This is a genomic window from Campylobacter blaseri (genome assembly GCF_013201895.1).
In the GTDB taxonomy this organism is placed as follows: domain Bacteria; phylum Campylobacterota; class Campylobacteria; order Campylobacterales; family Campylobacteraceae; genus Campylobacter_B; species Campylobacter_B blaseri.
The window spans coordinates 675,647-698,980 of sequence record NZ_CP053841.1 but is presented as its reverse complement, the minus strand read 5'-3'; the positions used below and the strand labels follow the sequence as shown (position 1 = coordinate 698,980).

Annotated in this window: 22 protein-coding genes and 1 pseudogene; 1 reads left to right on the top strand and 22 read right to left on the bottom strand. The window is 29.8% G+C overall.

Annotated features, from left to right (window positions below):
• The 17 genes and pseudogenes from CBLAS_RS03620 to CBLAS_RS03540 form a co-directional block, all read right to left on the bottom strand.
• On the bottom strand, positions 1 to 1,086 hold the full coding sequence (locus tag CBLAS_RS03620; RefSeq protein ID WP_106870251.1) for a DegT/DnrJ/EryC1/StrS family aminotransferase: 1,086 nt from the start codon (positions 1,084 to 1,086) through the stop codon (positions 1 to 3).
• Between the two features lie 3 nt (positions 1,087 to 1,089).
• Positions 1,090 to 1,668: an acyltransferase gene (locus tag CBLAS_RS03615; protein WP_106870249.1), complete on the bottom strand. Its 579-nt coding sequence runs from the start codon at positions 1,666 to 1,668 to the stop codon at positions 1,090 to 1,092.
• The gene (locus tag CBLAS_RS03610; protein WP_106870247.1) at positions 1,668 to 2,633 is read right to left on the bottom strand and encodes a Gfo/Idh/MocA family oxidoreductase; all 966 of its coding nucleotides are present in this window, start codon (positions 2,631 to 2,633) and stop codon (positions 1,668 to 1,670) included. Before CBLAS_RS03610 ends, CBLAS_RS03615 begins: the two co-directional genes overlap by 1 nt.
• On the bottom strand, positions 2,633 to 3,907 hold the full coding sequence (locus CBLAS_RS03605; protein WP_106870245.1) for a nucleotide sugar dehydrogenase: 1,275 nt from the start codon (positions 3,905 to 3,907) through the stop codon (positions 2,633 to 2,635). Before CBLAS_RS03605 ends, CBLAS_RS03610 begins: the two co-directional genes overlap by 1 nt.
• A gap of 34 nt (positions 3,908 to 3,941) precedes the next feature.
• Positions 3,942 to 4,973 carry a UDP-glucose 4-epimerase GalE gene (gene galE / locus CBLAS_RS03600; RefSeq protein WP_106870243.1) on the bottom strand — a complete coding sequence of 344 codons (1,032 nt, stop codon included), beginning with the start codon at positions 4,971 to 4,973 and terminating at the stop codon, positions 3,942 to 3,944.
• Between the two features lie 72 nt (positions 4,974 to 5,045).
• Positions 5,046 to 7,055: a glycine--tRNA ligase subunit beta gene (gene glyS / locus CBLAS_RS03595; protein ID WP_106870241.1), complete on the bottom strand. Its 2,010-nt coding sequence runs from the start codon at positions 7,053 to 7,055 to the stop codon at positions 5,046 to 5,048.
• Positions 7,039 to 7,179, bottom strand: a complete 141-nt coding sequence (locus tag CBLAS_RS03590) for a hypothetical protein (RefSeq protein WP_172658176.1) — start codon at positions 7,177 to 7,179, stop codon at positions 7,039 to 7,041. Before CBLAS_RS03590 ends, glyS begins: the two co-directional genes overlap by 17 nt.
• Positions 7,176 to 8,606: an endonuclease/exonuclease/phosphatase family protein gene (locus CBLAS_RS03585; protein WP_106870239.1), complete on the bottom strand. Its 1,431-nt coding sequence runs from the start codon at positions 8,604 to 8,606 to the stop codon at positions 7,176 to 7,178. The genes CBLAS_RS03590 and CBLAS_RS03585 overlap by 4 nt, the downstream gene beginning before the upstream one ends.
• Positions 8,603 to 9,076, bottom strand: coding sequence for a tRNA (cytidine(34)-2'-O)-methyltransferase (locus CBLAS_RS03580; RefSeq protein ID WP_106870237.1), 474 nt, complete (start codon positions 9,074 to 9,076; stop codon positions 8,603 to 8,605). Before CBLAS_RS03580 ends, CBLAS_RS03585 begins: the two co-directional genes overlap by 4 nt.
• Positions 9,076 to 9,915, bottom strand: coding sequence for a formyltetrahydrofolate deformylase (gene purU / locus CBLAS_RS03575; RefSeq protein WP_106870235.1), 840 nt, complete (start codon positions 9,913 to 9,915; stop codon positions 9,076 to 9,078). The genes CBLAS_RS03580 and purU overlap by 1 nt, the downstream gene beginning before the upstream one ends.
• A gap of 124 nt (positions 9,916 to 10,039) precedes the next feature.
• Positions 10,040 to 10,610: pseudogene (locus CBLAS_RS03570) on the bottom strand (CatA-like O-acetyltransferase).
• 49 nt (positions 10,611 to 10,659) lie between these two features.
• Positions 10,660 to 11,055: a hypothetical protein gene (locus CBLAS_RS03565; RefSeq protein ID WP_106870233.1), complete on the bottom strand. Its 396-nt coding sequence runs from the start codon at positions 11,053 to 11,055 to the stop codon at positions 10,660 to 10,662.
• A gap of 43 nt (positions 11,056 to 11,098) precedes the next feature.
• A complete protein-coding gene (locus tag CBLAS_RS03560) occupies positions 11,099 to 12,223 on the bottom strand; it encodes a tRNA nucleotidyltransferase/poly(A) polymerase-related protein (protein ID WP_106870230.1) in 1,125 nt (374 codons plus the stop codon).
• Positions 12,186 to 12,500 (bottom strand): CiaD-like domain-containing protein, encoded by a 315-nt coding sequence (locus CBLAS_RS09750; protein WP_106870228.1) that lies wholly within the window; start codon positions 12,498 to 12,500, stop codon positions 12,186 to 12,188. Before CBLAS_RS09750 ends, CBLAS_RS03560 begins: the two co-directional genes overlap by 38 nt.
• Positions 12,497 to 12,736 carry a hypothetical protein gene (locus tag CBLAS_RS03550; RefSeq protein WP_106870226.1) on the bottom strand — a complete coding sequence of 80 codons (240 nt, stop codon included), beginning with the start codon at positions 12,734 to 12,736 and terminating at the stop codon, positions 12,497 to 12,499. The genes CBLAS_RS09750 and CBLAS_RS03550 overlap by 4 nt, the downstream gene beginning before the upstream one ends.
• The gene (gene leuB, locus CBLAS_RS03545) at positions 12,729 to 13,802 is read right to left on the bottom strand and encodes a 3-isopropylmalate dehydrogenase (protein ID WP_106870224.1); all 1,074 of its coding nucleotides are present in this window, start codon (positions 13,800 to 13,802) and stop codon (positions 12,729 to 12,731) included. Before leuB ends, CBLAS_RS03550 begins: the two co-directional genes overlap by 8 nt.
• A gap of 9 nt (positions 13,803 to 13,811) precedes the next feature.
• Complete coding sequence (locus CBLAS_RS03540) at positions 13,812 to 14,285, bottom strand: 3-isopropylmalate dehydratase small subunit (protein WP_106870222.1); 474 nt, start codon at positions 14,283 to 14,285, stop codon at positions 13,812 to 13,814.
• Positions 14,286 to 15,042: 757 nt separating this feature from the next.
• Between CBLAS_RS03540 and rpoD the strand changes: the two genes are divergently transcribed.
• Entirely contained in the window at positions 15,043 to 16,899 is a 1,857-nt protein-coding gene (gene rpoD / locus CBLAS_RS03530) for an RNA polymerase sigma factor RpoD (protein ID WP_106870216.1), read from the top strand.
• Positions 16,900 to 16,934: 35 nt separating this feature from the next.
• On the opposite strand, the gene CBLAS_RS03525 is transcribed toward rpoD, so the two are convergent.
• Genes CBLAS_RS03525 through CBLAS_RS03505 form a run of 5 tightly spaced genes read right to left on the bottom strand, consistent with a single transcriptional unit; the run spans position 16,935 to position 23,328 of the window.
• The gene (locus CBLAS_RS03525) at positions 16,935 to 18,758 is read right to left on the bottom strand and encodes a Na/Pi cotransporter family protein (RefSeq protein WP_106870214.1); all 1,824 of its coding nucleotides are present in this window, start codon (positions 18,756 to 18,758) and stop codon (positions 16,935 to 16,937) included.
• Positions 18,759 to 18,800: 42 nt separating this feature from the next.
• Entirely contained in the window at positions 18,801 to 20,087 is a 1,287-nt protein-coding gene (hisD, locus tag CBLAS_RS03520; protein ID WP_106870211.1) for a histidinol dehydrogenase, read from the bottom strand.
• The gene (locus CBLAS_RS03515; protein WP_106870209.1) at positions 20,081 to 20,941 is read right to left on the bottom strand and encodes a 1-aminocyclopropane-1-carboxylate deaminase; all 861 of its coding nucleotides are present in this window, start codon (positions 20,939 to 20,941) and stop codon (positions 20,081 to 20,083) included. The genes hisD and CBLAS_RS03515 overlap by 7 nt, the downstream gene beginning before the upstream one ends.
• On the bottom strand, positions 20,916 to 22,118 hold the full coding sequence (locus CBLAS_RS03510; protein ID WP_106870206.1) for an OmpA family protein: 1,203 nt from the start codon (positions 22,116 to 22,118) through the stop codon (positions 20,916 to 20,918). The genes CBLAS_RS03515 and CBLAS_RS03510 overlap by 26 nt, the downstream gene beginning before the upstream one ends.
• Complete coding sequence (locus CBLAS_RS03505) at positions 22,105 to 23,328, bottom strand: MotA/TolQ/ExbB proton channel family protein (protein ID WP_106870203.1); 1,224 nt, start codon at positions 23,326 to 23,328, stop codon at positions 22,105 to 22,107. Before CBLAS_RS03505 ends, CBLAS_RS03510 begins: the two co-directional genes overlap by 14 nt.
• Positions 23,329 to 23,334: the final 6 nt, after the last annotated feature.

Here is a 23,334-nt window from a genome sequence, read left to right as displayed (position 1 = left end):
CTATATCTTTTCTACTATATATTTTATCTCTTCATCGCTTAAGTATGGATTCATAGGTAAGCTCATAACTTCGCTAGAAACTAGTTCAGCTATAGGAAAATCGCCTTTTTTATAGCCTAAATACCCAAAACACTCTTGCAAGTGAAGTGGCATAGGATAGTGAACCGCCGTAGGCACTCCAGCCTGTTTTAACCTGTCTTGAACAACATCTCTATTTTTAACCCTGATTGAGTATTGTGCCCAAGCTGAATTTACATTTTTAGCAGTAAAAGGCAAAATTACATCTTTATCTTGTAAAAATTTATCATATTTTTTAGCCACTTCTCTTCTTAAACTTAAATCTTTTTCATAATGAGAGAGTTTTACCCTTAAAACTGCTGCTTGAATTGTATCAAGTCTTCCACCAATTCCAATATATTTGTGATGATACCTTCTGTCTTGACCATGAATTCTAAGCATTCTAAGTTTACTTGCAATCTCTTCATCTTTTGTAAAAACAGCACCACCATCGCCATAACATCCAAGTGGCTTAGCTGGAAAAAAAGATGTGCAAGAGATATCTGCTAATGCACTATCACATTTTTCATTATAGGTTGAGCCAAAACTTTGAGCACCATCAATTATATGTTTTATTTTGTATTTTTTGCAAATTTGCTCTATCTTTTCTATATCGCTTGGCTGTCCATATAGTGAAACTGAGATGATTGCTTTTGTTTTTGATGTTATTTTTTCCTCAATTAAATTTGCATCTATATTATAGCTCTTCTCATCAACATCCACAAAAACAGGCTTTGCACCAACCATAGCCACAACCTCAGCTGTTGATATAAATGTAAAAGGAGAAGTTATAACCTCATCTTTATCTTTGATATCAAGTGCCATTAAAGCTAGCAAAAGTGCATCAGTTCCATTTGAGCAAGTTATAGCATGCTTTGCACCACTAAATTTGCAAAGTTCATCTTCTAAAAGACCCACCTCTTCTCCCATTATAAAGTTACATTTTCTAGCAACTTTTAACAAAGCTGCCTCAATCTCATCTTTATAAAGTTCATGTTGTTTTTGTAAATTTGCAAAATCTATTTTCATCTTCTACTCTTTTATCAAAATTAAATTTTCATTTTCTATTTTATATTTACTACCGTCAAAGCTATCAACCGCTTCATTGTTTTCATCAAATTTAAGTGTATTTCCTGCCTTGCTTACCCAGCCAATTTGACGGGCTGGAACTCCAACCATCAAAGCATACGGTTTTACATCTTTATTTACTACAGCACCACTTCCAATAAGTGCATATTGTCCTATTGTAACACCACAAACTATAGTTGCATTTGCACCAACTGAAGAGCCTTTTTTTAGAAGTGTTTTTCTAAATTCCTCTTTTCTTACTATAAAAGATCTTGGATTTATAACATTTGTAAAAACCATAGAAGGTCCTAAAAAGACATCATCTTCGACCTCTACACCCTCATAAATACTTATGTTATTTTGAACTTTTACACCATTGCCAATTTTTACATTTGGGCCAACTACGCAATTTTGACCAAATGAGCAGTTATCTCCTATAGTTGTTCCGTTAAGAACATGTGAAAAATGCCAAATTTTAGTATTGTCACCAATTTTTACATTTTCATCTACATATGAAGATTCATGAGAAAAAAACTTTGCCATTATTTAACCTTTTTACAAAATGGGTGATACTCGCCCTTAAGCCCTATAACATCAGAATTTCTAATTGTAGAAACTGTTCTAATGCTATTATAAGCTTCATCTAAATGAAATCCATTTCCTTTTAATATCTCTTCATATGATCTTGTGTGCAGGTCTCTAAAACCGCCTGAAAATTCTATCTCATCCCCATCTACTTTTATAGATCTATAGGTAGTTTGACCGCTCTCTTTAATGTTTTGTGGAATATAGTCATAATTTACTGACAAAAACCATCTAACATTTGCATGTTCTAATTTAAGCCAGCCAGCATTAACATCTGGAGTCTTTAGATGAACTATATTTTCCTTAACCTCACCAAATATCCAACAAAGCATATCATAGAAGTGAACACCGATATTTGAAGCTATGCCTCCTGATTTTTTCTCATCGCCTTTCCATGAAACAAAATACCATTTTCCCCTGCTTGTTAAATATGTAAGGTCTATGTCATAGACTTTATCTGGGTTTTGTTTTAGCTCTTTTGTTATTTTTTCTTTTAAAGCTATTATAGATGGGTGCAATCTTAACTGAAAAATGTTATTTGTCTTTTTGCCTGTCTCTTTTTCTATTACTTTTAAATCATCAATATCACTAGGGTTTAAAACAAGTGGTTTTTCACATATCGCATCACATCCAGCTCTTAAAGCAAAGCTTATATGGGATTTATGTAAATAGTTAGGAGTGGTTATTGCTATATAGTCTATCTTTTTTGAATTTTCTCTATGGTATCTGTCTATAAAACTATCAAACATTTCAAATTCAGTGAAGAAATTTGCTTGTGGAAAATGCGAATCCATAATGCCTATACCATCATATGGATCAAGTGCTGCTATAAGCTCGTTTCCAGTTTCAGTAATAGCTTTCATATGCCTTGGTGCTATATATCCTGAAGCACCTATTAGTGCAAATTTTTTCTTTTCCATAATTATAACCTCCAGTCAGGATTTTCCAAAATCCCTTTAATATCTATTAAAATTTCTTTTCCATTTGAAATACTTTTATAATCCTCTTTAGTTAGTTTTATAAACTCATCATGGGCAACTGCTACAACTATAGCATCATATTTTTTCTCAAGCTCAAAAGGATTTTTAGCCATTAGCTCATGAGTAAAGTGTGTTTTTTCTTCACTTAAATCCACCCACGGGTCATAAATATCTACATTAGTTCCATATTTACGCAACTCATCAACTATATCTATAACCTTAGTATTTCTTACATCTGGGCAATTTTCTTTAAAGGTAACACCCAAAACTAAAATATTTGAATTTTTAATTTTTTTGTCATTGTCTATTAGAATTTTTATAGTTTTTTCTGCTATATATTTACCCATTGCATTATTTATCTGTCTAGCACCTAGGATCAAATTTGGAGTATATCCCAACTCTTCTGCTCTAAAAGTAAGATAGTATGGATCAACTCCTATACAATGCCCGCCAACAAGACCTGGTTTTAACTTTATAAAATTCCACTTAGTAGCCGCTGCTTCTATAACTTCGTTGGTATCTATGCCCATGGTATCAAATATCAAAGCAAGTTCGTTAACCAGTGCAATATTAACATCTCTTTGAGTATTTTCTATAACTTTTGCCGCCTCTGCTACTTTTATAGAAGTTGCTTTAAAAGTTCCTGCTGTTATTATGCTTTGATAAAGCTTATCAACAACATCTGCAATCTCTTTGGTGCTTCCACTTGTGATTTTTAAAATTTTACTAACAGTATGCTCTTTATCGCCTGGATTTATACGTTCAGGAGAGTATCCACAAAAGAAATCTTTATTAAATTTAAGCCCAGAAGTCTTTTCAAGTTCAGGAACACAAATTTCTTCAGTAACTCCTGGATAAACAGTGCTTTCGTATATAACGATATCTCCCTTGCTAAGGACTTTACCTATGGTTGCTGATGATTTTATCAAAGGAGTTAAATCGGGTTTATTCTTACTATCAACTGGAGTTGGAACTGTTACTATATAAATATTACAGTCTTTTATATCTTCTAGCTTATTTGAAAAAGTCATCCCATTTTTTTTGGCCTCTTCTACTTGCTCTTTTGAAAGCTCCAATGTCCTATCAAACCCATTGCTTAGCTCTTCAATTCTTAATTCATTTATATCAAAACCTATAACTTTATACTTTTTACTAAAAGCATGAGCTAGTGGCAATCCCACATATCCGAGCCCAATAACACACAATTTTTTTTCCATAGTTTCCTCTAAATTAATTTATTTTCAATACCCACTACCCGGTTGCATTTTTACTTTGAAACCCCCAACTATCCTTGCACATATCTTCAAGTGTTTTAGTTGCTTTAAAGTTTAAGATTTTTTTTGCAAGAGATGGGTCTGAATAACATATAGCAATATCTCCTGCTCTTCTTTTAGTTATTTTATAAGGCACTTTTTTACCACTAGCCTTTTCAAAGGCTTTTACCATATCAAGCACAGAGTATCCATTTCCTGTTCCAATGTTAAATATGGAATTTTTTGCATCAAAAACTTCTTTGTTTAGATACTCTAAGGCTTTAACATGAGCATTTGCTAAATCAACCACATGTATATAGTCTCTTACCCCTGTGCCATCAACTGTATCATAATCCCCTCCAAATACACTTAAAAATTCTCTTTTTCCAGCAGCAGTTTGTGAAATATATGGCATAAGATTGTTTGGAATGCCATTTGGATCCTCTCCAATTAGTCCACTTTCATGGGCACCAACTGGATTAAAATACCTAAGAATAACCATTTTAAATGTATCATCAGATATATAAAAATCTTTTAAAATTTGCTCTATCATATACTTAGTTGCGCCATATGGGTTTGATACATTTCCTACTGGATCTTTTTCAGTTAGAGGTTTATAATCTTTTGCATTTTTTTCATTATAAACAGTCGCTGATGAGCTAAATACAATCTTTTTGCAATTATACTCTCTCATAATTTCAAGCAATTTTATAGTGCCCACTACATTGTTATCATAATATTCAAGTGGCTTTTCTACAGACTCTCCAACAGCTTTTAATCCTGCAAAATGTATAACAGAATCAATTTCATACTTGCTAAATACATCTTTTAGTCTATTTGTATCTCTTATATCGCCTTTTTCAAAAATTACACTTTTTCCTATAATTTTTTCAACTCTTTTTAAGGCTTCTTCTTTGGAATTTGAGAAATTGTCATAAACTATAAACTCATAACCAGCCTTGCTAAGCTCCACTAGTGTATGTGTTCCTATGTATCCTGCTCCACCTGTTATTAAAATTTTCTCCGTCATCCTCTTAGCCCTAACCACAAATAAATAAAACTCAAATTTGAATATTTTATCAAATTTGAACTATAATTTAACTTATATTGATATCTCTTTTATATCAGCAACTTTTAAGAATGCCTTATAAATTTGTCCTATAAGTGCTACTCTATTCTCTTTGATTTTCTCATCATCAACATTTATCATAACTTTATCAAAAAAATTATCAATTTTATCTTTTAATCCAAAAAGGCTATTTAAATACTCTTTATAATCAGTTAGTTCTAATTTTAGATTTTTAAACTCGTTATAAAGCTTTTTTTCAGCATCTAACTCAAATCTTCTCTCATCAACTTCGCTGATTTTTTGATCTTTAATTATATTTGCAACCCTTTTAAAAGTTGTAAATTTCTCTTTAAATCCACTATCTTTAGCTATCTCATCAAGCGCTATAATGGCACTATTTAAAGCTTTTATATCTCTTTGTCCACTATGCAAACAAGCATTGATGATTGAAGGGTTGGTATCATAAATCGTATTTAATCTATCAAGTATAAAGTTTTCAACTGTTTTTAAATCAAATTTAGCATAGTTACTAGAAATTTCTTCTAAAATTTGAGGTAAATTAAAACTTATATTTTCATTAATAGCTATCTTTAAAACCCCGTTTGCAGCTCTTCTTAAAGCGTAAGGATCCTTATTTCCTGTTGGAATTTTACCTATTGAAAAAAGCCCCATAATGTTATCAAGTTTTGAAGAGAGTGATACAATTGAAGAAAAAAGTGATGTTGGAAGTTTGCTGTTTTCTCCTGTTGGAAGATACTGCTCATTTATAGCTTTTACTATACTTTCATCTTCATTTTGCTCTTTAGCATAATAGCTTCCAATTATCCCTTGAAGCTCGCCAAACTCTCCAACCATTGAAGTTGTTAAATCAGCCTTGCTAAGCATGATAGCTCTTTTTAAAAGCTCGTTTATATTCTTGCTAAATTTATCTTTATAAATATCAGCCAATTTTAAAGCTATACTACTCTCTCTAAGCTCTTTTTCATAAACACTTCCAAGCTCTTTCATATAAACTATATCTTTTAAACTCTCAGGTTTTAACCCAACTTTTATATCGTTTTCCCAAAAGAACATTGCATCACTAAGTCTTGCCCTTAAAACTTTTTCATTTCCTTTAATTATAATATTGTTATCGCTAGATAGTGAGTTGCTAACCACTATAAAATGGTTACTTAGCTTATCATTTTTAAAAACTGGAAAATATCTTTGATTTTCTTTCATAGAAGTTATGATAACCTCTTTTGGAAGAACTAAAAACTCTTTGTCAAACTCACCAAGCAAGGCAGTTGGGTGCTCTGTAATTGAAACAATCTCATCGAGCAAATCTCTATCAAGTTCTATTTTAAGCCCACTTTTTTTCTCAATCTCTTCAAACTCTTTTAAAATTTTCTCTTCTCTTTTTGTTTTACTTAAAACAACTCCAAACTCTGGTAACTTTTTAAAATACTCATCAATACTTGCAAAACTAATTAGCTCATAGCCAAAATTTCTATGTGGGTAAAAAGCCATTTTTGAACTTATACCAAAAATCTTTATATCTACATTTTTATCGTCCAAAACACAAGCAATTGAGCGAATAGGTCTTATAAATTCATACTCTGTATCACCCCATCTCATGGATTTTCCAAAATTTAAAGATTTCAAAAACTCATCTATCAAGCCTTCTAAAACCAGGTAGCTATCCTTTCCTTTTTTTATGCTTTGAAAATATAAAACCTCTTTACCATCTTTTTGCACAAACTCAAGCTCATATTCACTTATACCGCATTTTTTAGCAAAACTTTGTGCTGCTCTGCTCCATTTCCCATCAACCAATGCAATATTTTTAGGAGCTCCATAGCTTTGAATTTCCTCATTTTTTTGCTTTTCTGGAAAATTTTGGCTAAATATAACAAGTCTTCTTGGAGTATATTCAAAAGAAAAATCACAACTCAAACCATTTTCATCTAAAAGTTTTATAAACTTTGGTTTTATGTTTTCTAACTCTTTTAAAAAAGGAATTGCAGGTAACTCTTCTACGCCTATTTCAATCAATAATCTCATTTTTCTTCCTATGTTTTTCATTTTCTTGTCGTTTTTCATTTTTTTCAATCATCTGTTTGTTAAACCCTACGACTAAAAATATCATAAATATCACAAACAAAGTAATCATAATATAATGTATCATTTTACCACAAATTCCTTTTTACCTTTATAAGTTGTAAAAAATACATTGTAAAAAGTTTGATTTTTTCCATTTTTTACAATTTTATTATGGCTAAAGATTAAAAACTCACCAAAATTTGTCTGTATTTTTCCATTTTTGACATCTCCTGTTACACTCTCTATCACATCACCATGTCTTGCGGTATTTAACTTTGACTCAGGTAAAAGATAATTAGATAGATTTGGCTTTTGCTCGTAAATTTTGTTAAATCTAAAATCTCTTATCTGAAAATTTCCTCTATAAAAATTTGTCTTATATACTATCACATCGACCATTGTGCCAGTTTCTATATCGTTATCTTTGCTGAACAGATACACTCCCCGCCCAGCTTTATCTCCTAAGCTAATGCCAAATTTATCTTTATATATAACTACTAAATTTTTTAATAAAATAGGTTTTTTTATATCTTTTCCATAAATTTCATCTATACTAGAAAATTTATAAGCCACATTCTTTTCTTGGAAATTTATACTCTCATTTTTTAACTTTTTACTATATTTAAAAGATTGTTTTTCATCAGTTGTTATAGTGAAATATATAGGAAAGTGATCTGAGACACTGCGTTTTCTTGTATTAAAAAATCTAAGCTCATCAAATTTACCAAAACTCCCATTTTTATAAAAAAGCTTACCATTTTTAAAAAAACTAGAGCTAAGAAGTATATGATCAATTGCTCTACCTGATATATGAGAGCTTTTTTTAGAGTTTATATTAAATCCAAATTTGTTATCCCATAAATTAACAAATCCATCATTTATTATATCTTTTAAAAGAAAGTCATACCTAGCACTATAATCTGTGTTAAAGTCACCCAGAACTACTGATAAATTTGTATCTTTAACCGCCTTTTGAAGTGTTTTTGCACTTTTAATTCTATCTTGTTTTCTTGATTGTTTTTTGCTTTTATCTCTAGGGTTTTTTGTTAAAAAATGTGTCGTGTAAAGGCTAAATTTTTTACCGTCTAAGCTAAAATCAGCCCTTAAAATATCTCTAGTTTTTACATTTTCAATTTTATAAACTTTGGTATTATCTATGGCAATTTTTGATAAAAATCCAACCCCGACAGGAGAATTTTTACCTTTTGAAAAGGCTTTATATCTATAGCCACTTTTACTAGCTAATTTTTTTAAAACCTCTTCATTTTCAATCTCTTGCAAGGCTATAATATCAGCATTTAAACTTTGTAAAATACTTGCTATCTCTTTTAGTTTTTTATTATATTTGTGCGAGTTCCAATTTGATTTACCTGTTTTTTTTATCTTAAAATCATAATATTCATTGCCATTATTTTTATCATCAAATAAATTTTCAACATTAAAAGTTGCTATTTTTAGCTCTCCTGCACAGGCATAAATAAAAACTAAAAGTAAAAATATAATTTTTTTCATAAATTTATTTTATAGCTACTATAATTTTGTCTAATTGCTTCATAAGCCACAATTCCAACACTCATTGCCAAATTTAGGCTTCTACCATCTTTGCTCATAGGAATTGTAATGGCATTATCAAAATTTTTTTTCATAAGTTCCATTGGAAGACCTGTGCTTTCTCCACCAAAAAGCAAAAAATCACCATCTTGAAATTTTGTTTCAAAATATGGCTTTTTGCTCTTAGTTGTAGCAAAAAAGAATCTATCAAATTTATCTTTATTTATTTCTAAAAACTCATCCAAACTCTCCCAAATTTTAGGATTTAACTTCTTCCAGTAATCAAGCCCGGCTCTTCTAACAGCCTTTTCCTCTAAGCTAAAAACAGTTGGCTTTACTATGTGTAAATTTAAACTAGCATTTATGCAAAGTCTTCCGATAGCACCTGTATTTTGAGGAATTTGAGGGTGTACTAAAACTATATTAAACATTAAAAAATAACCGTTTTGTTGTTATACATAAAAACCCTATCATCAAAAACCAAATCAAGCGCAGCAGCCAATACATTTCTTTCAACATTTCGCCCTGATTTTCTCATATCTTGCCAGCTCATTTCATGATTTATACTTATAACATCTTGAGTTATAATTGGCCCTTCATCTAAATCATTATTTACAAAATGAGCAGTTGCTCCAATTATTTTAACACCTCTTTGATGAGCTTGTTTATAAGGATTTGCGCCTATAAATGCAGGCAAAAACGAGTGATGAATGTTTATGATTTTACGCTCAAATCTGCCAACAAAATCAGGCGATAAAATTCTCATATATTTAGCTAAAATTATATAATCAAACTCAAATTTCTCTAAAACCTTTAAAACCTCAGCTTCATGCTCATCTCTTTCTTTGCCATCTGATTTGATAGCAAAAAACGGTATATCAAATTTTTCAACTAAATTTTTCAAATCTTCATGGTTTGCAATAACAGCCAAAATATTTGCATTAAGTTCATTACTATAATTTTTTATAAGCAAATCCCCTAAACAATGAGTCTCTTTTGTAGCAAAAATTACTATATCTTTCTTTTTAGATGTTTTTAGTCTAATATTTGCTTTGCCGCCAAGCATAGCATTTAAAGTTCCACAAATAGCAGTTTTGTCAATCTCATTTTCTGTTATTATCTCAGCTCTATAAAAAAACCTATTAATCTCATGATCAACAAATTCATGGTTTTTTGCTATATTAAAACCAAATTTAAAGATAACATCAGAAATTCTATATATCAAACCTTTTTCGTCATTGCAATCAATTTTTAAAATATATTTTTTCATATAACCTCTCGTAAAATAAACTTTTATTTTACATCAATTTGGCTAAATTTAGGCTTTTAAAACTAAATTTTATCTAAAAACTAAGCTTAAACATGCATTCTATCTATAAACTCCCTAAGCTCTTTTAAAACCTAGCGACATGAAATTCATCGCAAACAACATGGTGAACTTGAATGAATATAGGCAAAATATATCTATCATTTTCTTTAAAATATTTATCTAGGGTAAAAATCAGCAATAAATATTTATCCTTTTTCAAGATTTAAGCTAAGCCCATCAAAGCTCTCCCATGGAATCACTGAAACACTATATACATTTTTAGGAGTATTTGGCTTTGTTCCAATTTTTTTAATGTGCCAAAATGATTTTTTATGACTTAAATACTCTTTATAAAATCTTTCATAATCCTCAAAATACTCTGTCCAAACACAAGAAAATGTTTTGCTATCTTTATGAAAAATGGTATAAGATGGGTTTATCTTTGTAAAAATCCCAACTCTGCCATCATTATCTAAGGATGTTTTAAACTCATCATATCTATTTACAACTTGGAATATGAGATGTAAAATTTTTGGACAAAACTCTTCATTGCTATTTTTGATTTTTGTAATATCGAGCTTTGTAGTCAAACTATAAGTGCAAGAAATATTTGAAAAATAGTGCTTAAAATACTCTTTTCTATCCCATTTTTCCATATCAATAAGCCTAAAATTTCCTTTTAAATATGGTTAATTTTAAATTAAGCTACTTGCAATCGCTCTTTTTAAACTCAAATTCCATAAATTTCTTTTCATCTAAGCTATATATCAAAATAATGCTATTTGTATGATCATGCAATCCACTCAAACTAAGACAATAGACATCTTTTAATAAGTTTTTTTGCATATCTTTAAAAACTTCAATCTGCTTATCACTAAATTTTGAAAGCTCTATACCGCCTATATTTTCCATATCATATGCAAACTCTAAACTTCCATCTTTGCAACGAACCTTTGTAAGCACAGTTGAATCAGGTAATCTCTCAGGAGTATTAGCGTTAAAATTCAAAAGAGTCTCTTTTATCTTCTCGTCTTCACAGGTTGCGCCAAAAAGATGCGAAGCTAAGCTCAATGTCAATATAAATGTAATTATTTTTTTCATGTTTATCCTTGTAAAGCTTAAAGTAATTGTATCAAAATTTGTTTTACCTATCTTTGTTTTTTAAAAAAGTTTTCAATTCACACTCTCTTCTTTTATTTAATTCTTTAGAGATATCTGGGCCACTAAAGCCATCTTGGATCACATCTTTAGCAGTAACTTTACTTTTAAACTTATATTCATAAACACCTAGACTTTTTGCTCTTTTTATTAACTCATCACTATACAATCCAAGCCAGTTTTTTAAAGGCGTCGCTAAAGATACTTTTAGCAGATCAAAATCGCTAGGATTGTCAAAATATGGCTCATCTATAACTCTTTTATATACTGTATTTAAGCTTAGCCTTTTTAAAACTTTTTCTTTATCTAAATTTAAATAATTTAAAAATATATAGAGAAAAAACATCTCATTTTTAATATATCTTAACCCCTCTTTTAAAATTGTTGAAATTTTAGCAACCTCTTTTTTTTCTATTTTGGTTAAAAATAAAAACTCTATTAGATCTAATTCATAAAGTATTTTTAGTGCCTTATCTTGGTATTTTGCTTTAAAGATTTTTTTAAATTCGCCACTAATTCTATCAATGCTTAAATCGTCCAAACTCATATTTTTCATAATCTTAAAGCTCTCTTCGTCTATAATTAAATCAAACCTAGAAGCAAAGCCAACCCCCCTTAAAACCCTAAGACTATCTTCTATAAAACTATCTTTGTTTACAACTTTCAATCTTTTTAATTTTAAATCCTCTAATCCACCATAAAAATCTAAAATTTCACCACTAAATATATTTATCATAATTGAATTTATAGTAAAATCTCTTCTTTTTGAGGCTAGTTCTTCATCATTGCAAATTTCAACTTCAAAAGCTTTATGTCCAACTCCTGTTTTTGTTTCTGTTCTAGGAAGTGAGATATCATAGTTTTTGTATTTGTAAACAAAGTATTTTTTACCAACACCTTTAGCGCTAATGCTTTTCATTATCTCATCAAATTCAAAAGGATTAATGTCATATACTTCGATATCAATATCTTTTGAAGTAATACCTAAAAAAATATCTCTAACAAACCCTCCAACAAAATAAGCTCTATTTGTATATTTTGATAATATATCTTTTATATATAAGAAGTTTTGATTATGGTAGTTTTTTAAGTCTATCTTCAATGGTTGCAAGTAAAAATTCCATAAACTTTAAATTTAGTTCAACTCTAGCTTCTATATCGCCTTTGTCAAAATTGTTCAGCCCTTCAAAAAGGACTAAAATTCTCTCTTTTACTGATAGTAGAAATTCTTTTTCACCATTATTTATATTGGTTTGAGTAGAAGCTTTGTGAGTATCGTTATTATGTTCGTTGCTAGTTTGAAAATTTAGATTTTTATCCGCATTAATGTTTTTACTTGTCTCTTTTAATTCTTCTATGATTAATTTAGTTAACTCTTCTATCTTCATATTTGAACCAACCATCTTTTAAATTTATCTATATCTTCTTTATCTTCACTATAAAAAAGCTCTAGCATTTTCTTATTATATTTTACCTCTACTTTACTTTTAACAATTCGCTTTATACCCTCATTTGCATATCTATTATCGGGGTCATCTTTTAATATCTCTTTATAAATTATTAAGGCATCTTTTTTAAATCCCTGCGATTCGTATATCAATGCCTGTGTTAACCTATCAGTCATCACTATTTACATAATCGCTTATAATTGAGCCAATTTCATTGGTAGAGCAAATTTCTTTCGCGTCAAATCTAGATATATCAGCAGTTCTATACCCGTCTTTTAAAACATTCCTCACCGCTTTTTCTATGCACTCTGCAGCTTCAATTTCATTAAAAGCATATTTAAGCATCATAGCAGCGCTTAAAATCATAGCCATAGGATTTGCTACACCTTGCCCCGCAATATCAGGTGCACTTCCGTGAATTGGTTCAAAAATACCAACTCTACCACCAATGCTAGCACTTGGAAGAAGTCCAATAGAGCCACATATCATACTGGCTTCATCACTTAAAATATCGCCAAATAAATTTTCAGTTAAAATAACATCAAATTGCTTTGGATCTCTTATTAGTTGCATAGCAGCATTATCTATATACATAAAATCCAAAACAATATCTGGATAATCTTTTGCAATCTCTTTTACAACTTCACGCCATAGTTGGCTAGTTTCTAATACATTTGCTTTATCAACTAGTGTGACTTTTTTATTTCTTTTTGCTGCTGCCTCAAAAGCTATTTTTGAAATTCTTTCTATCTCTTTTTTTGTATAAACCATAGTATTAAAAGCTTTTTCTTCATTTTTTCCTCTTGGTTCGCCAAAATAAAGACCACTTGTAAGCTCTCTTACAACTAAAATATCAACACCTTTTAAAGCTTCAGCCTTTATGGTAGACGCCTCTGCTAAATCATCAAAAACAATAGCAGGTCTTAAATTTGCAAAAGCATTTAACCTTTTTCTAAGCTTTAAAAGTCCAGATTCTGGGCGTAAATGTCTTTCTAAATTATCCCATTTTTCTCCACCAATTGCACCAAATAAAACCGCATCAGATTTCATAGCAGCCTCTAAAGTCTCTTCAGGTAAAGGCTCTCCAAATACATCAATAGCAGCACCACCCATTAAAAAATGCTCATAATTAAGATCAAAATTAAACTTACTAGCTACAGTATCTAAAACTTTTATCGCCTCAGTCGTAATCTCAGGCCCGATACCATCGCCTTTTATAACACATATATTATATTTTTTCATCACTTCACCTTATATTTTTTTAGCATAATTCATAAGACCACCTGCATTAAGAAGTTCTTGCATAAAAGGTGGAATTGGCTCAAATTTATACTCTTCATTTTTAGTTAAATTTTTAATTATTCCTTTTGCGATATCAATTTGAAGTTCATCACCTTCGAAAATTTCATCAACTTGCGGGCATTCGAGTATTAAAAGTCCAGTATTAAAGCTGTTTCTGTAGAAAATTCTTGCAAAAGATTTTGCTATAACAGCTCCAACTCCTGCTGCTTTTAAAGCTATTGGAGCATGCTCTCTACTACTGCCACATCCAAAATTTTCACCAGCGACTATAATATCACCACTTGATATTTTAGTGGAAAAATCTTTATATTTATCTTCCATAATATGTTTAGCTAAAATATCTGGATCTGATGTATTTAGGTATCTAGCCGCTATAATTATATCTGTATCAATGTTGTCTCCGAATTTCCATACTTTTGGCATAAATTCCCTTAAAAATTAAATTATGATTTTTTGATTGTATCAAAAAAATGTAAAATTTCAATTTAAAATAATCCAAAATCCAATAATACACATTAACACAGCCGATATTTTTTCCACCATATGGACACTATTTGCCATAAGTTTTTTAAAAGTAGAACCACCTAATGTATAAACATTATAAGAGATGAATTCTATACTCATTATAATTAATATTAAAATAAACATCTTAAAATTTATAGGATTTTCTCTATCTAATAAAAGGAGGCAAAAGAGTGCTTATAAATATCCATGCTTTTGGATTAATATTGCAAATAAAAAACCTTTTAAAAAAAGTTTGAAATTTACTATTCTTAATAAACATTTGGTAGGAAAGATACAAAATATATAGTCCGCCAATAGTTTTTAAAATATGAAATACATTAGGATGATTTATAATTATAACACTGGTCCCCAAACAACACTCCAAAGATACAAATCCAAGCCCTAAAACTCCACCAAGTATCATAAAAAAGTTCTTTTATAACCAATATCCATAGCCAAACTTAGTGCCAAGGTCATATTGATTCCGGGCAGAAATAATGATGTAGATAAAAATGTAGTAATAAAAAGTAAAAAGTTCAAAAAATTATCCTTCTTACAAATATTTTAAGACAACAAATAGTATCGTAAAAAAGTAAATTCTATATATTATAAACTTATCTGTTCTTAAGAAAATTTGGGTATAATTATACTCTTTTACAGATAAAGGAGTTCTTAAATGACTGCTAAAAAACAAACTACAACTAAAGAGATATTTGACGAAATAGAAGAGATTTTTAAAGAAAATCAAAAAGAATATGTTACTTATGAAGAAATTATAAGCTATTTTGACAAAGCGCCAACTGCTACTAATGTTAAAAAAATAGAATCTTTTATGAAAAAATACAAAGTAAAGATAATATCTTCAGCCAAAAGAGCTAAGATAAGAAATCATCAAGATGCTAAAAAAAGAGCACAAGAAGCTCAAAGAATGATGGACGAAAATCAAGATGAGGACTTTGATGTTACAAATGATACAGACTTACTTGAATGGAGCAAATCAGATAGTCCTGTTAGAATGTATCTAAGAGAGATGGGGCAAATTCCACTTCTAACAAAAGAAGAAGAAGTTGAGATAAGCAAACGCATAGAGCTTGGGGAGGACATCATAATCGATGCTTTTTGCTCTGTTGCTTATTTGATTGATTTTATACTTGATTATAAAGAGCCTTTAATCAACAGAGAAAGAAGAGTAAAAGAGCTTTTCAAAAGCTTTGATGAGGATACTTCAGATGATGAAGATGAAGATGATATTGATGAAGAAAATGAAAAACCAAAAAATACTCAAAAAAATGATAAAAGAGCTATAAAGGTAACTCAAAGTTTTAAAGCGCTAGAAAAAGCTAAAAAAGATTGGCAAAAATACGAAACAAGATACAAAGATGAGCTTGAAAATAGCGAAGAAAATCTTGGGATAATGTTTAACTATATATTCAAAAAAAAGATTTTAAAAGAAAAACTCATGGAGCTTGGTCCAACAAGTAAGCTTATAAATGAGATTGTAAAATCAATGGAAACCTCACTAAAAAGTGATGATGAGTTTGATAAAGAGCTTAAAAGACTTGAGTACAAACTACCACTTTTTAGCAAAGAGCTTAAAGAAAACCATGCTAGTATCTTAAAAGATATAACAAAACTTAGTAAAGAGGAGATAGCAGAGCGAGTTCCTGAAGCAACCATGGTATCAACTTACGTTGATATTAAAAAACTATTTCAAACAAAAGAGGCAAGCGAAGATAGTTTTGATCTAGATCCTATTAGGTTAAAACACATTTTAGAGCAGATAAAAAGAGGTAAAAACATCTCTGATTCAGCAAAAGGAAAGATGGCAAGATCAAATTTAAGACTTGTTGTTAGCATTGCTAAAAGATATACAAATAGAGGTTTGCCATTTTTGGATCTAATTCAAGAAGGAAACATCGGTCTTATGAAAGCGGTTGATAAGTTTGAATATAAAAAAGGTTATAAATTTTCAACATATGCCACATGGTGGATAAGACAAGCTATAAGTAGAGCTATTGCTGATCAAGCAAGAACTATTAGAATTCCAATCCACATGATAGAAACGATTAATAAAATTAATAAAATCAATAGACAATATCTTCAAGAAACAGGTAAAGAGCCTGATGTAAATGTAATAGCAGAAGAAATTGGGCTTAGTGTTGATAAGGTCAAACAGGTTATTAAAATAGCAAAAGAACCAATAAGTCTTGAAGCACCTATTGGAAATGAAGATGATGGTAAATTTGGAGATTTTGTTGAAGATAAATCATCACTTTCGCCTATGGACAATATCTTAAAAGATGATTTAAAAGAGCAAATAGATGATGTTTTGGATCAACTAAATGAGCGTGAAAAAGCAGTTATTAGAATGCGCTTTGGGCTACTAGAAGATGAGAGTGATAGAACACTAGAAGAGATAGGCAAAGAGCTAAATGTAACAAGGGAGCGCGTCAGACAAATTGAAAGCTCTGCTATTAAAAAATTAAAACATCCAAAAGTTGGCAGAAAACTTAAAAACTACATTGAAGGCTAAGCCATATATATAATCAGTCTTTTAATAAAGGCTGATTATATACTATTTTTAACATCCTTAACCACCAAAACATCTTCTTTTAAAATTTCACTCTTGCTATCCATTTTCTCTTTTTCAATGTCGCTTCTATCATTAATAAAAAGAATTTTCACCACACTAAAAAGATTATTTGCGATATCTTGAACATAGATATTATCGCTTATTAAATCAGTAGCCATAATATTTGTAATCCTGTTTTCTCTAATCTCTATATTAAGTCTTTTGTTTGTTAGAGTTTCAGCTTTTGAGATGTATTTAGTAATTTTTTTAAAATATCTAATCTGCCTTTCTCTATTATCAGCAGTTAAAAGGATATTTATGGCCCTTAATATCTTTATGAGCCTTTTACGCATACTATTATAGTATTTTTTTATATATTCGTTTTGAGAACAAGTATATAACTTCATATGTTTTTCTAAATTTCTTGTAGCTTTTATAGCAGAAATTATATGTCTATTTGCTAGTTTTATGGCATAAATTTTTTGAATATCGTCTGAATTTGCATTTAATTGTGCCTTTGTTGAAAATTCCAAAATGCTATCATAAATATGTTGAACTCCTAGCATATATGCTTCATCTATAACCACTCCATCGTTCTTAGGACCTGCTACTATAACATCATATGATCTCATGTTGGATAAGACATTGTCTTCATTTAAACTTAATCCTTTTGATATTATTTTAAAAGCTATGTGATATAGATGTTCTGTCTCTTTTTTTAACACAGTAATAGCAGCTAATGGAATTTCAAGAGCTTCATCATTTAAAAACTTTATGTTTTCTATATTTTTAACACTAAAGTTTTTTTCTTTAAAAATGGTATTTAAAAAAAGTATAAGTTTATTTAAAAAAGGGATGAAAATTATAACACCTAAAACCTTAAAAACAGTATTAAAAACGGCTAATTTAAGCATTAAATCACTATCTGAAATACTTAAAATATATGAAATTTTATCTGTTAAAAATTTTAACTCTTCTAATATTAATATAGCAATAATCCCAGTAAGTACATTAAATATAAAATGAGCTCCGGCTAACCGTCTGCCCTCAATTCCTGATGTAAAAGAGCCTATAATGGCAGTAACTGTAGTACCTATATTTGCCCCAATAGTTAACGCCAAAGAGTTATCATAGGTTATTTGATTGGTTGCTAATGCAGCTAGTGTTATGATAAGGGTAGCATGAGAGCTTTGCATTATAACAGTTGCCAAAACACCAATACTTGCAAAAACAATAGCACCTTTTAAACCAGGTATGGCAAATTTGGTTAAATCGATAGCATCTTTAAAAACCTCAAAGCCATCTTTCATATATGCAATTCCAAAAAGCAAAAAACCAAGCCCTATTAGTATATATCCAAAGCCGTTTAATGATTTTCCACGCAAAAATATAAATAAAATTCCAAAAATCAAAACAGGCATAGAGTATGCCATAAGATCAACCTTAAAGCCATAGAGAGCCATGAGCCAAGCACCTGTGGTGGTGCCAATGTTTGCACCTAGAATTATACCGATTCCTTGATAAAGCGAAATTAATCCAGCTCCTAAAAATGATATGGTTAAAACTGATATTAAAGAACTTGACTGCATTAAAGTAGTTGTAATAATACCAAAGCTTAAACTTTTATAAAGTTTGTTTGTTGATTTTTCCAATATATTCTCTAATGCCCCACCGGAAAAAAGCTTAAATCCCCGCTCTAAAGTAACCATTCCAAATAAAAAAATAGCTACTCCAAAGGTGATAACTTTAAAATTCTCATTAACCCAAAGTGCATAAGCAAGAACAATTACTATGCTAGGTAAAAATATTCTTTTTAACATTTTATAATATTAGCATAATTTTAAAGTAATTTTATTTTCAAGCTATTCTTTTACCCTTACCTCAATTGACTTTTTATGTGCGCCAAGGCCTTCTGTTTGGGCAAATAACATGCAATCATTTCCTAAGTTTGATAGCGTTTTTTTATTCATAGCTATAATTGATGATTTTTTAATAAAATTATCAACCCCTAAAGGTGAAAAAAATCTTGCACTTCCGCCCGTTGGTAAGGTGTGGTTAGGCCCTGCTAAATAGTCCCCTATCGCCTCAGGTGTAAAATGTCCTAAAAATATAGCTCCAGCGTGTTTTATAAATGGAAGTACCTCATAAGCATTATCTAAAGCAAGCTCAAGGTGTTCAACCGCAAGTTCATTCATAAGAGTTATACTTTCATTTAGATCTTTTGAAATTATGATAGCACCTTTGTTTTCAATACTTTTTGAAGCTATCTCTTTTCGCTCAAGAGTTGGTAAAACTTTGTAAATTTTATCTTTAACTTTGTTTGCAAATTCCTCACTATGAGTTATTAAAAAACTACTTGCAAGCTCATCGTGCTCTGCTTGCGATAAGAGATCAACGGCTATATGATAAGCATTTGCACTATCATCAGCTATAACCCCTATCTCACTAGGTCCTGCTATCATATCAATATTGACATCACCAAAAACCAGCTTTTTAGCGGTTGCAACAAAGATATTTCCAGGCCCTGTTATAACATCAACTTTTTTAATGCTCTTTGTCCCATAAGCCATAGCCCCAATGGCACTTGCTCCACCTACTTTATAAGCTTTTTTAATCCCTAGCATATACATGCCAGCTAAAAGAAGCTCATTTACATTGCCATTTATTGCGGGTGTGCAAACTGTTATATCTTTAACTCCAGCGACAATTGCAGGAATAGCATTCATAAGCAAAGAACTAGGATAAGCAGCTTTTCCGCCAGGGATATAAAGCCCTGCTTTATCAATAGGGGTTATTTTTTGCCCAAGAGCTGAGCCATTTTCATCGAAACTAAGCCAAGTTTTTTCTAGCTGTTTTTTGTGATAATTACCAATTCTATCATATGCTAATTTTAAAGTGTGCTTTAATTCATCACTTAAATTATCATAAGAATTTTTCATCTCATCTTCTGTAATAGCAAGGTTGTCTTTAACTTCCCATTTATCAAATTTTAAAATTTGCTCTTTTAAGGCTTCATCACCTCTTTTTTTAATATCCAAGATAATGCTTTGAACAACTGGCATAACGCTATCCATATCCATATCAGAACGGTTTACAAGCTTGCTAAACTCATCTTTAAAATTTGCTTCATTACTTTTTAAAACTAACATATCATTCCTTTAAATTTATATCTTTCAAGCTGAGAAATGTTACCTAAAATTCCACCTTGATGTATATATAAAACTTTGTTTTGAAATTTATCCAAATTTGCAAATAAAGTCAAAAATCCAACAGGATCATAAATCAAATCAAACTCAACCCCAGTTTCATCTAAAAGCTCTTTATATATATCATAAAGCTCTTTTTTTAAATTTCCAAAATGGTATTTTTTAGGTGGTTTAAGTATATTTAAATTTGAGTTTTTATCAAGATTTGAAATTTGCTTTTTCAAATACTCCACATCTCCAACACAAGGCGTTGTGTATACCTTAAACCTAGAGTGTTTTGCAAGATATGTGGCACTTGCACCTGTTCCACTAGGTAAAAATATATCAAATTCTAGCCCATTATGCTTTGCAAATTTTTCTATCTCTAAAGCTTGATTTTTAAAACCCATTTCAGCCTCAGGCTGTGCTACACCCTCATTTATAAATATACTTTTTTCATCGCACAAGCCTTTTGCAAACTCTACTCTATTTTGATTTATATAATACTTCATTCCATTTCCAAGTGCAAATTTAAAATTCCCTATTGTGTTTTGTTCTAAATTTTTACTTATATGGCTCATTACATATTCAAACTCTAAGCCTTTTATTTTAGCAAAAAGACTTATTGAATACATAGCATTTGACTGAGATGAGCCATTTGAAACAATCTTTTTAAAACCGCTTAAATCTTTATTTAAAAAATAGTGCAATTTTCTTGCTTTATTACCATTAAATTCCCCAAGCAAGTCATCTCTTAAAAGATAAAACTCAAAATTTCTAAATTTAAGCTTATCAATTCTTGGTAGTGTTTCTATCATAGTTTAAAAGTTTTTCAATTTCGTTTATTGTAGATTTGTTTGAAAGTAAAAACTTAATCTCAATTCTCCTGCTAGCATCCTTATCTTCAAGCCCATTTACTAAAATAGGTGACATAAAGCTTCTGCCACTTGCAATTAAATATCTTTTTAAATTTTCATCTTTATTCCATGAGTTTATAAACTCCATAACAGAAAATGCTCTAAGCTGTGATAGCTCTAAGTTATAGATATAACTTCCATCACTATCAGTGTGTCCTTCAATTATAATAGAATCAAGATTTTCTCTAATATCTTTGTTTTTCATTAAAACATCAAAATACTTTTTAAGAGTCTCTTTTAGTCCATTTTTAGCTTCTTCTTTTAACTCGTGTGAGCCTTTGTCAAATAAAACTGAAGATGAGAGTGTTAAAGCGCCTGATTTAGGATCTATCTCTACACTATCTCCAAGACTATCTTTAATATCTGCTATAACTTTTACGCTAAGTCCTGTTAAATTTCTTATCCTGCTTTTTGCTGTGTCTAAATCTTGTAAAATTTGATTATAGTCTTTTTCTCTTTGACTCATCTGCTCTAAAAGATATACTATTTTTTGAGTTTGTTCTTCAAGTTTTTGTTCATCTGCTTTGTTTTTATTTTGCAAATTTTCAATAGTGCTTTCATTTTCACTTTTTATAGCAAAAAGTCCTGTGATTTTTTTATCTTGTTCAAGAGCCCTGTTTTTTAATTCTAAAAGTCTTTTTTCCTTCTCTTTTTTTGTTAAATTTAGATCTAAAATCGCCTGTTTTTGAGCCTCTTTTTCTTTAATGTTTTTTTCTAATTCAATACTTAGCTTTGAACTTTTATCATTTAAATCTTCAATAATTTTTTTAAGTTCATCTATCTCAACTATATATGCTGAATTTGAATTTCGTAAATCGTCAATTTCTAAATTTGTATTTTTTAACTTATTAACGAAAATTTTATTTAGTGCTTCAAGCTCTAAGTTGTGTTTTTCTTTATCTTGAAGCATAGCTAAAGTTGATGTATACTCTTTTTCTTTCTCTTTTAGGCTTGTTTGAGTTAAAACATACTTAACTATAATTCCACCTATTAAAAGTATAAAAATGAAAAGTAACCCTGCCATTAAATCGGCATAAGCCACCCAAAAATTATCATTTTCCTCTTTATCTATCTTCATTATTATTTTCTGAATTTTTTATAATTTTTTTTGTGTTTTCATCTAAACTTAAAAGAGTTCTTTTTAGCTCTTCTGCAATATCTATATTTTCACCAACATCATCTTTATTTTTATTAGGCTCTTCAATAAAGCTTTCAAAAACTTCTAGCTTATCAATAAATTTATCAATACTCTTTTTAAAATCGGTCTGATTTTTTGAACATTTTTTCATTGAATCTAGAAATTCATTAGACAATTTATCATATGTCTTTCTTGTATCGAACATAGTTTTATTTAAATCAAGTATGGTTTCTTCGTATTTTTTACTTAATTCTTCTGCCTTTTTAGTTATATCTGCTGAAATGTATTCCATTTTTTCAAGTTGTTCTGAACTGCTTTTAAGACTTCTTTCTTCAATGTCTATTAATTTTTCTAAATTTCTCATTTTTTCATTCATTGAGTCGTTTAGTCTTTTATCCAAATTTACATTAAAAGTATGTTCAAAAACTTTTGAAATTTTATCATTTTTTTCAATAAGTTCCATCATTAAACTTCTTGTAATCTCACTATCATCCCAAAAAAAATTTTTAGTAGCTTCTTTATATCTAGAAACTAATTTTTGATATCTGCTAAGGCCTTTTTTTTCAAAATATATCCACCAAAGAGCTAAAAAAATACCAAAAATAGAAACATAAAAAGCAGTTCCAACTCCACCTAAAAGTTGAGCTATCTCAGTTTCGAGAGAATTTATATCTGATGAAGAAAAATTAGGCATAGATATAGCAATACTTATAAAAGTTCCCAAAATTCCAAGCATTGGAAAAACTCCAGCTGCTACTGTTGCATAATTTGTATTTCTTATATCTTTATTAAAATGATCAGTAAAATCCTCAAAGCTAGCTCCGGATTTTTTACGGTTACTAACTATTATTAAATTTGACATGATATAGTCTTTTAAACTAGATTTAAAAAGGTCGATTTTATCTTCAAAAAGACAACAACCATACTCTGCATTATGTCTTGCAAAGATAAAAGCTATAAATAGCAAAAATCCTATCATAACAATAGAGTGTAACTCTACTTTAAAATCTATATATCCAAAATAGCCAGCTAGTAATCCTATATATAATAATGCTGGCACAAAAATAAGTTTACAATAGACCCCAACTAATGACCTATTTGAATTTTCTGGTAGATTTAAATCTACCAATGAATCTTTTTTAATATCCATAATTTG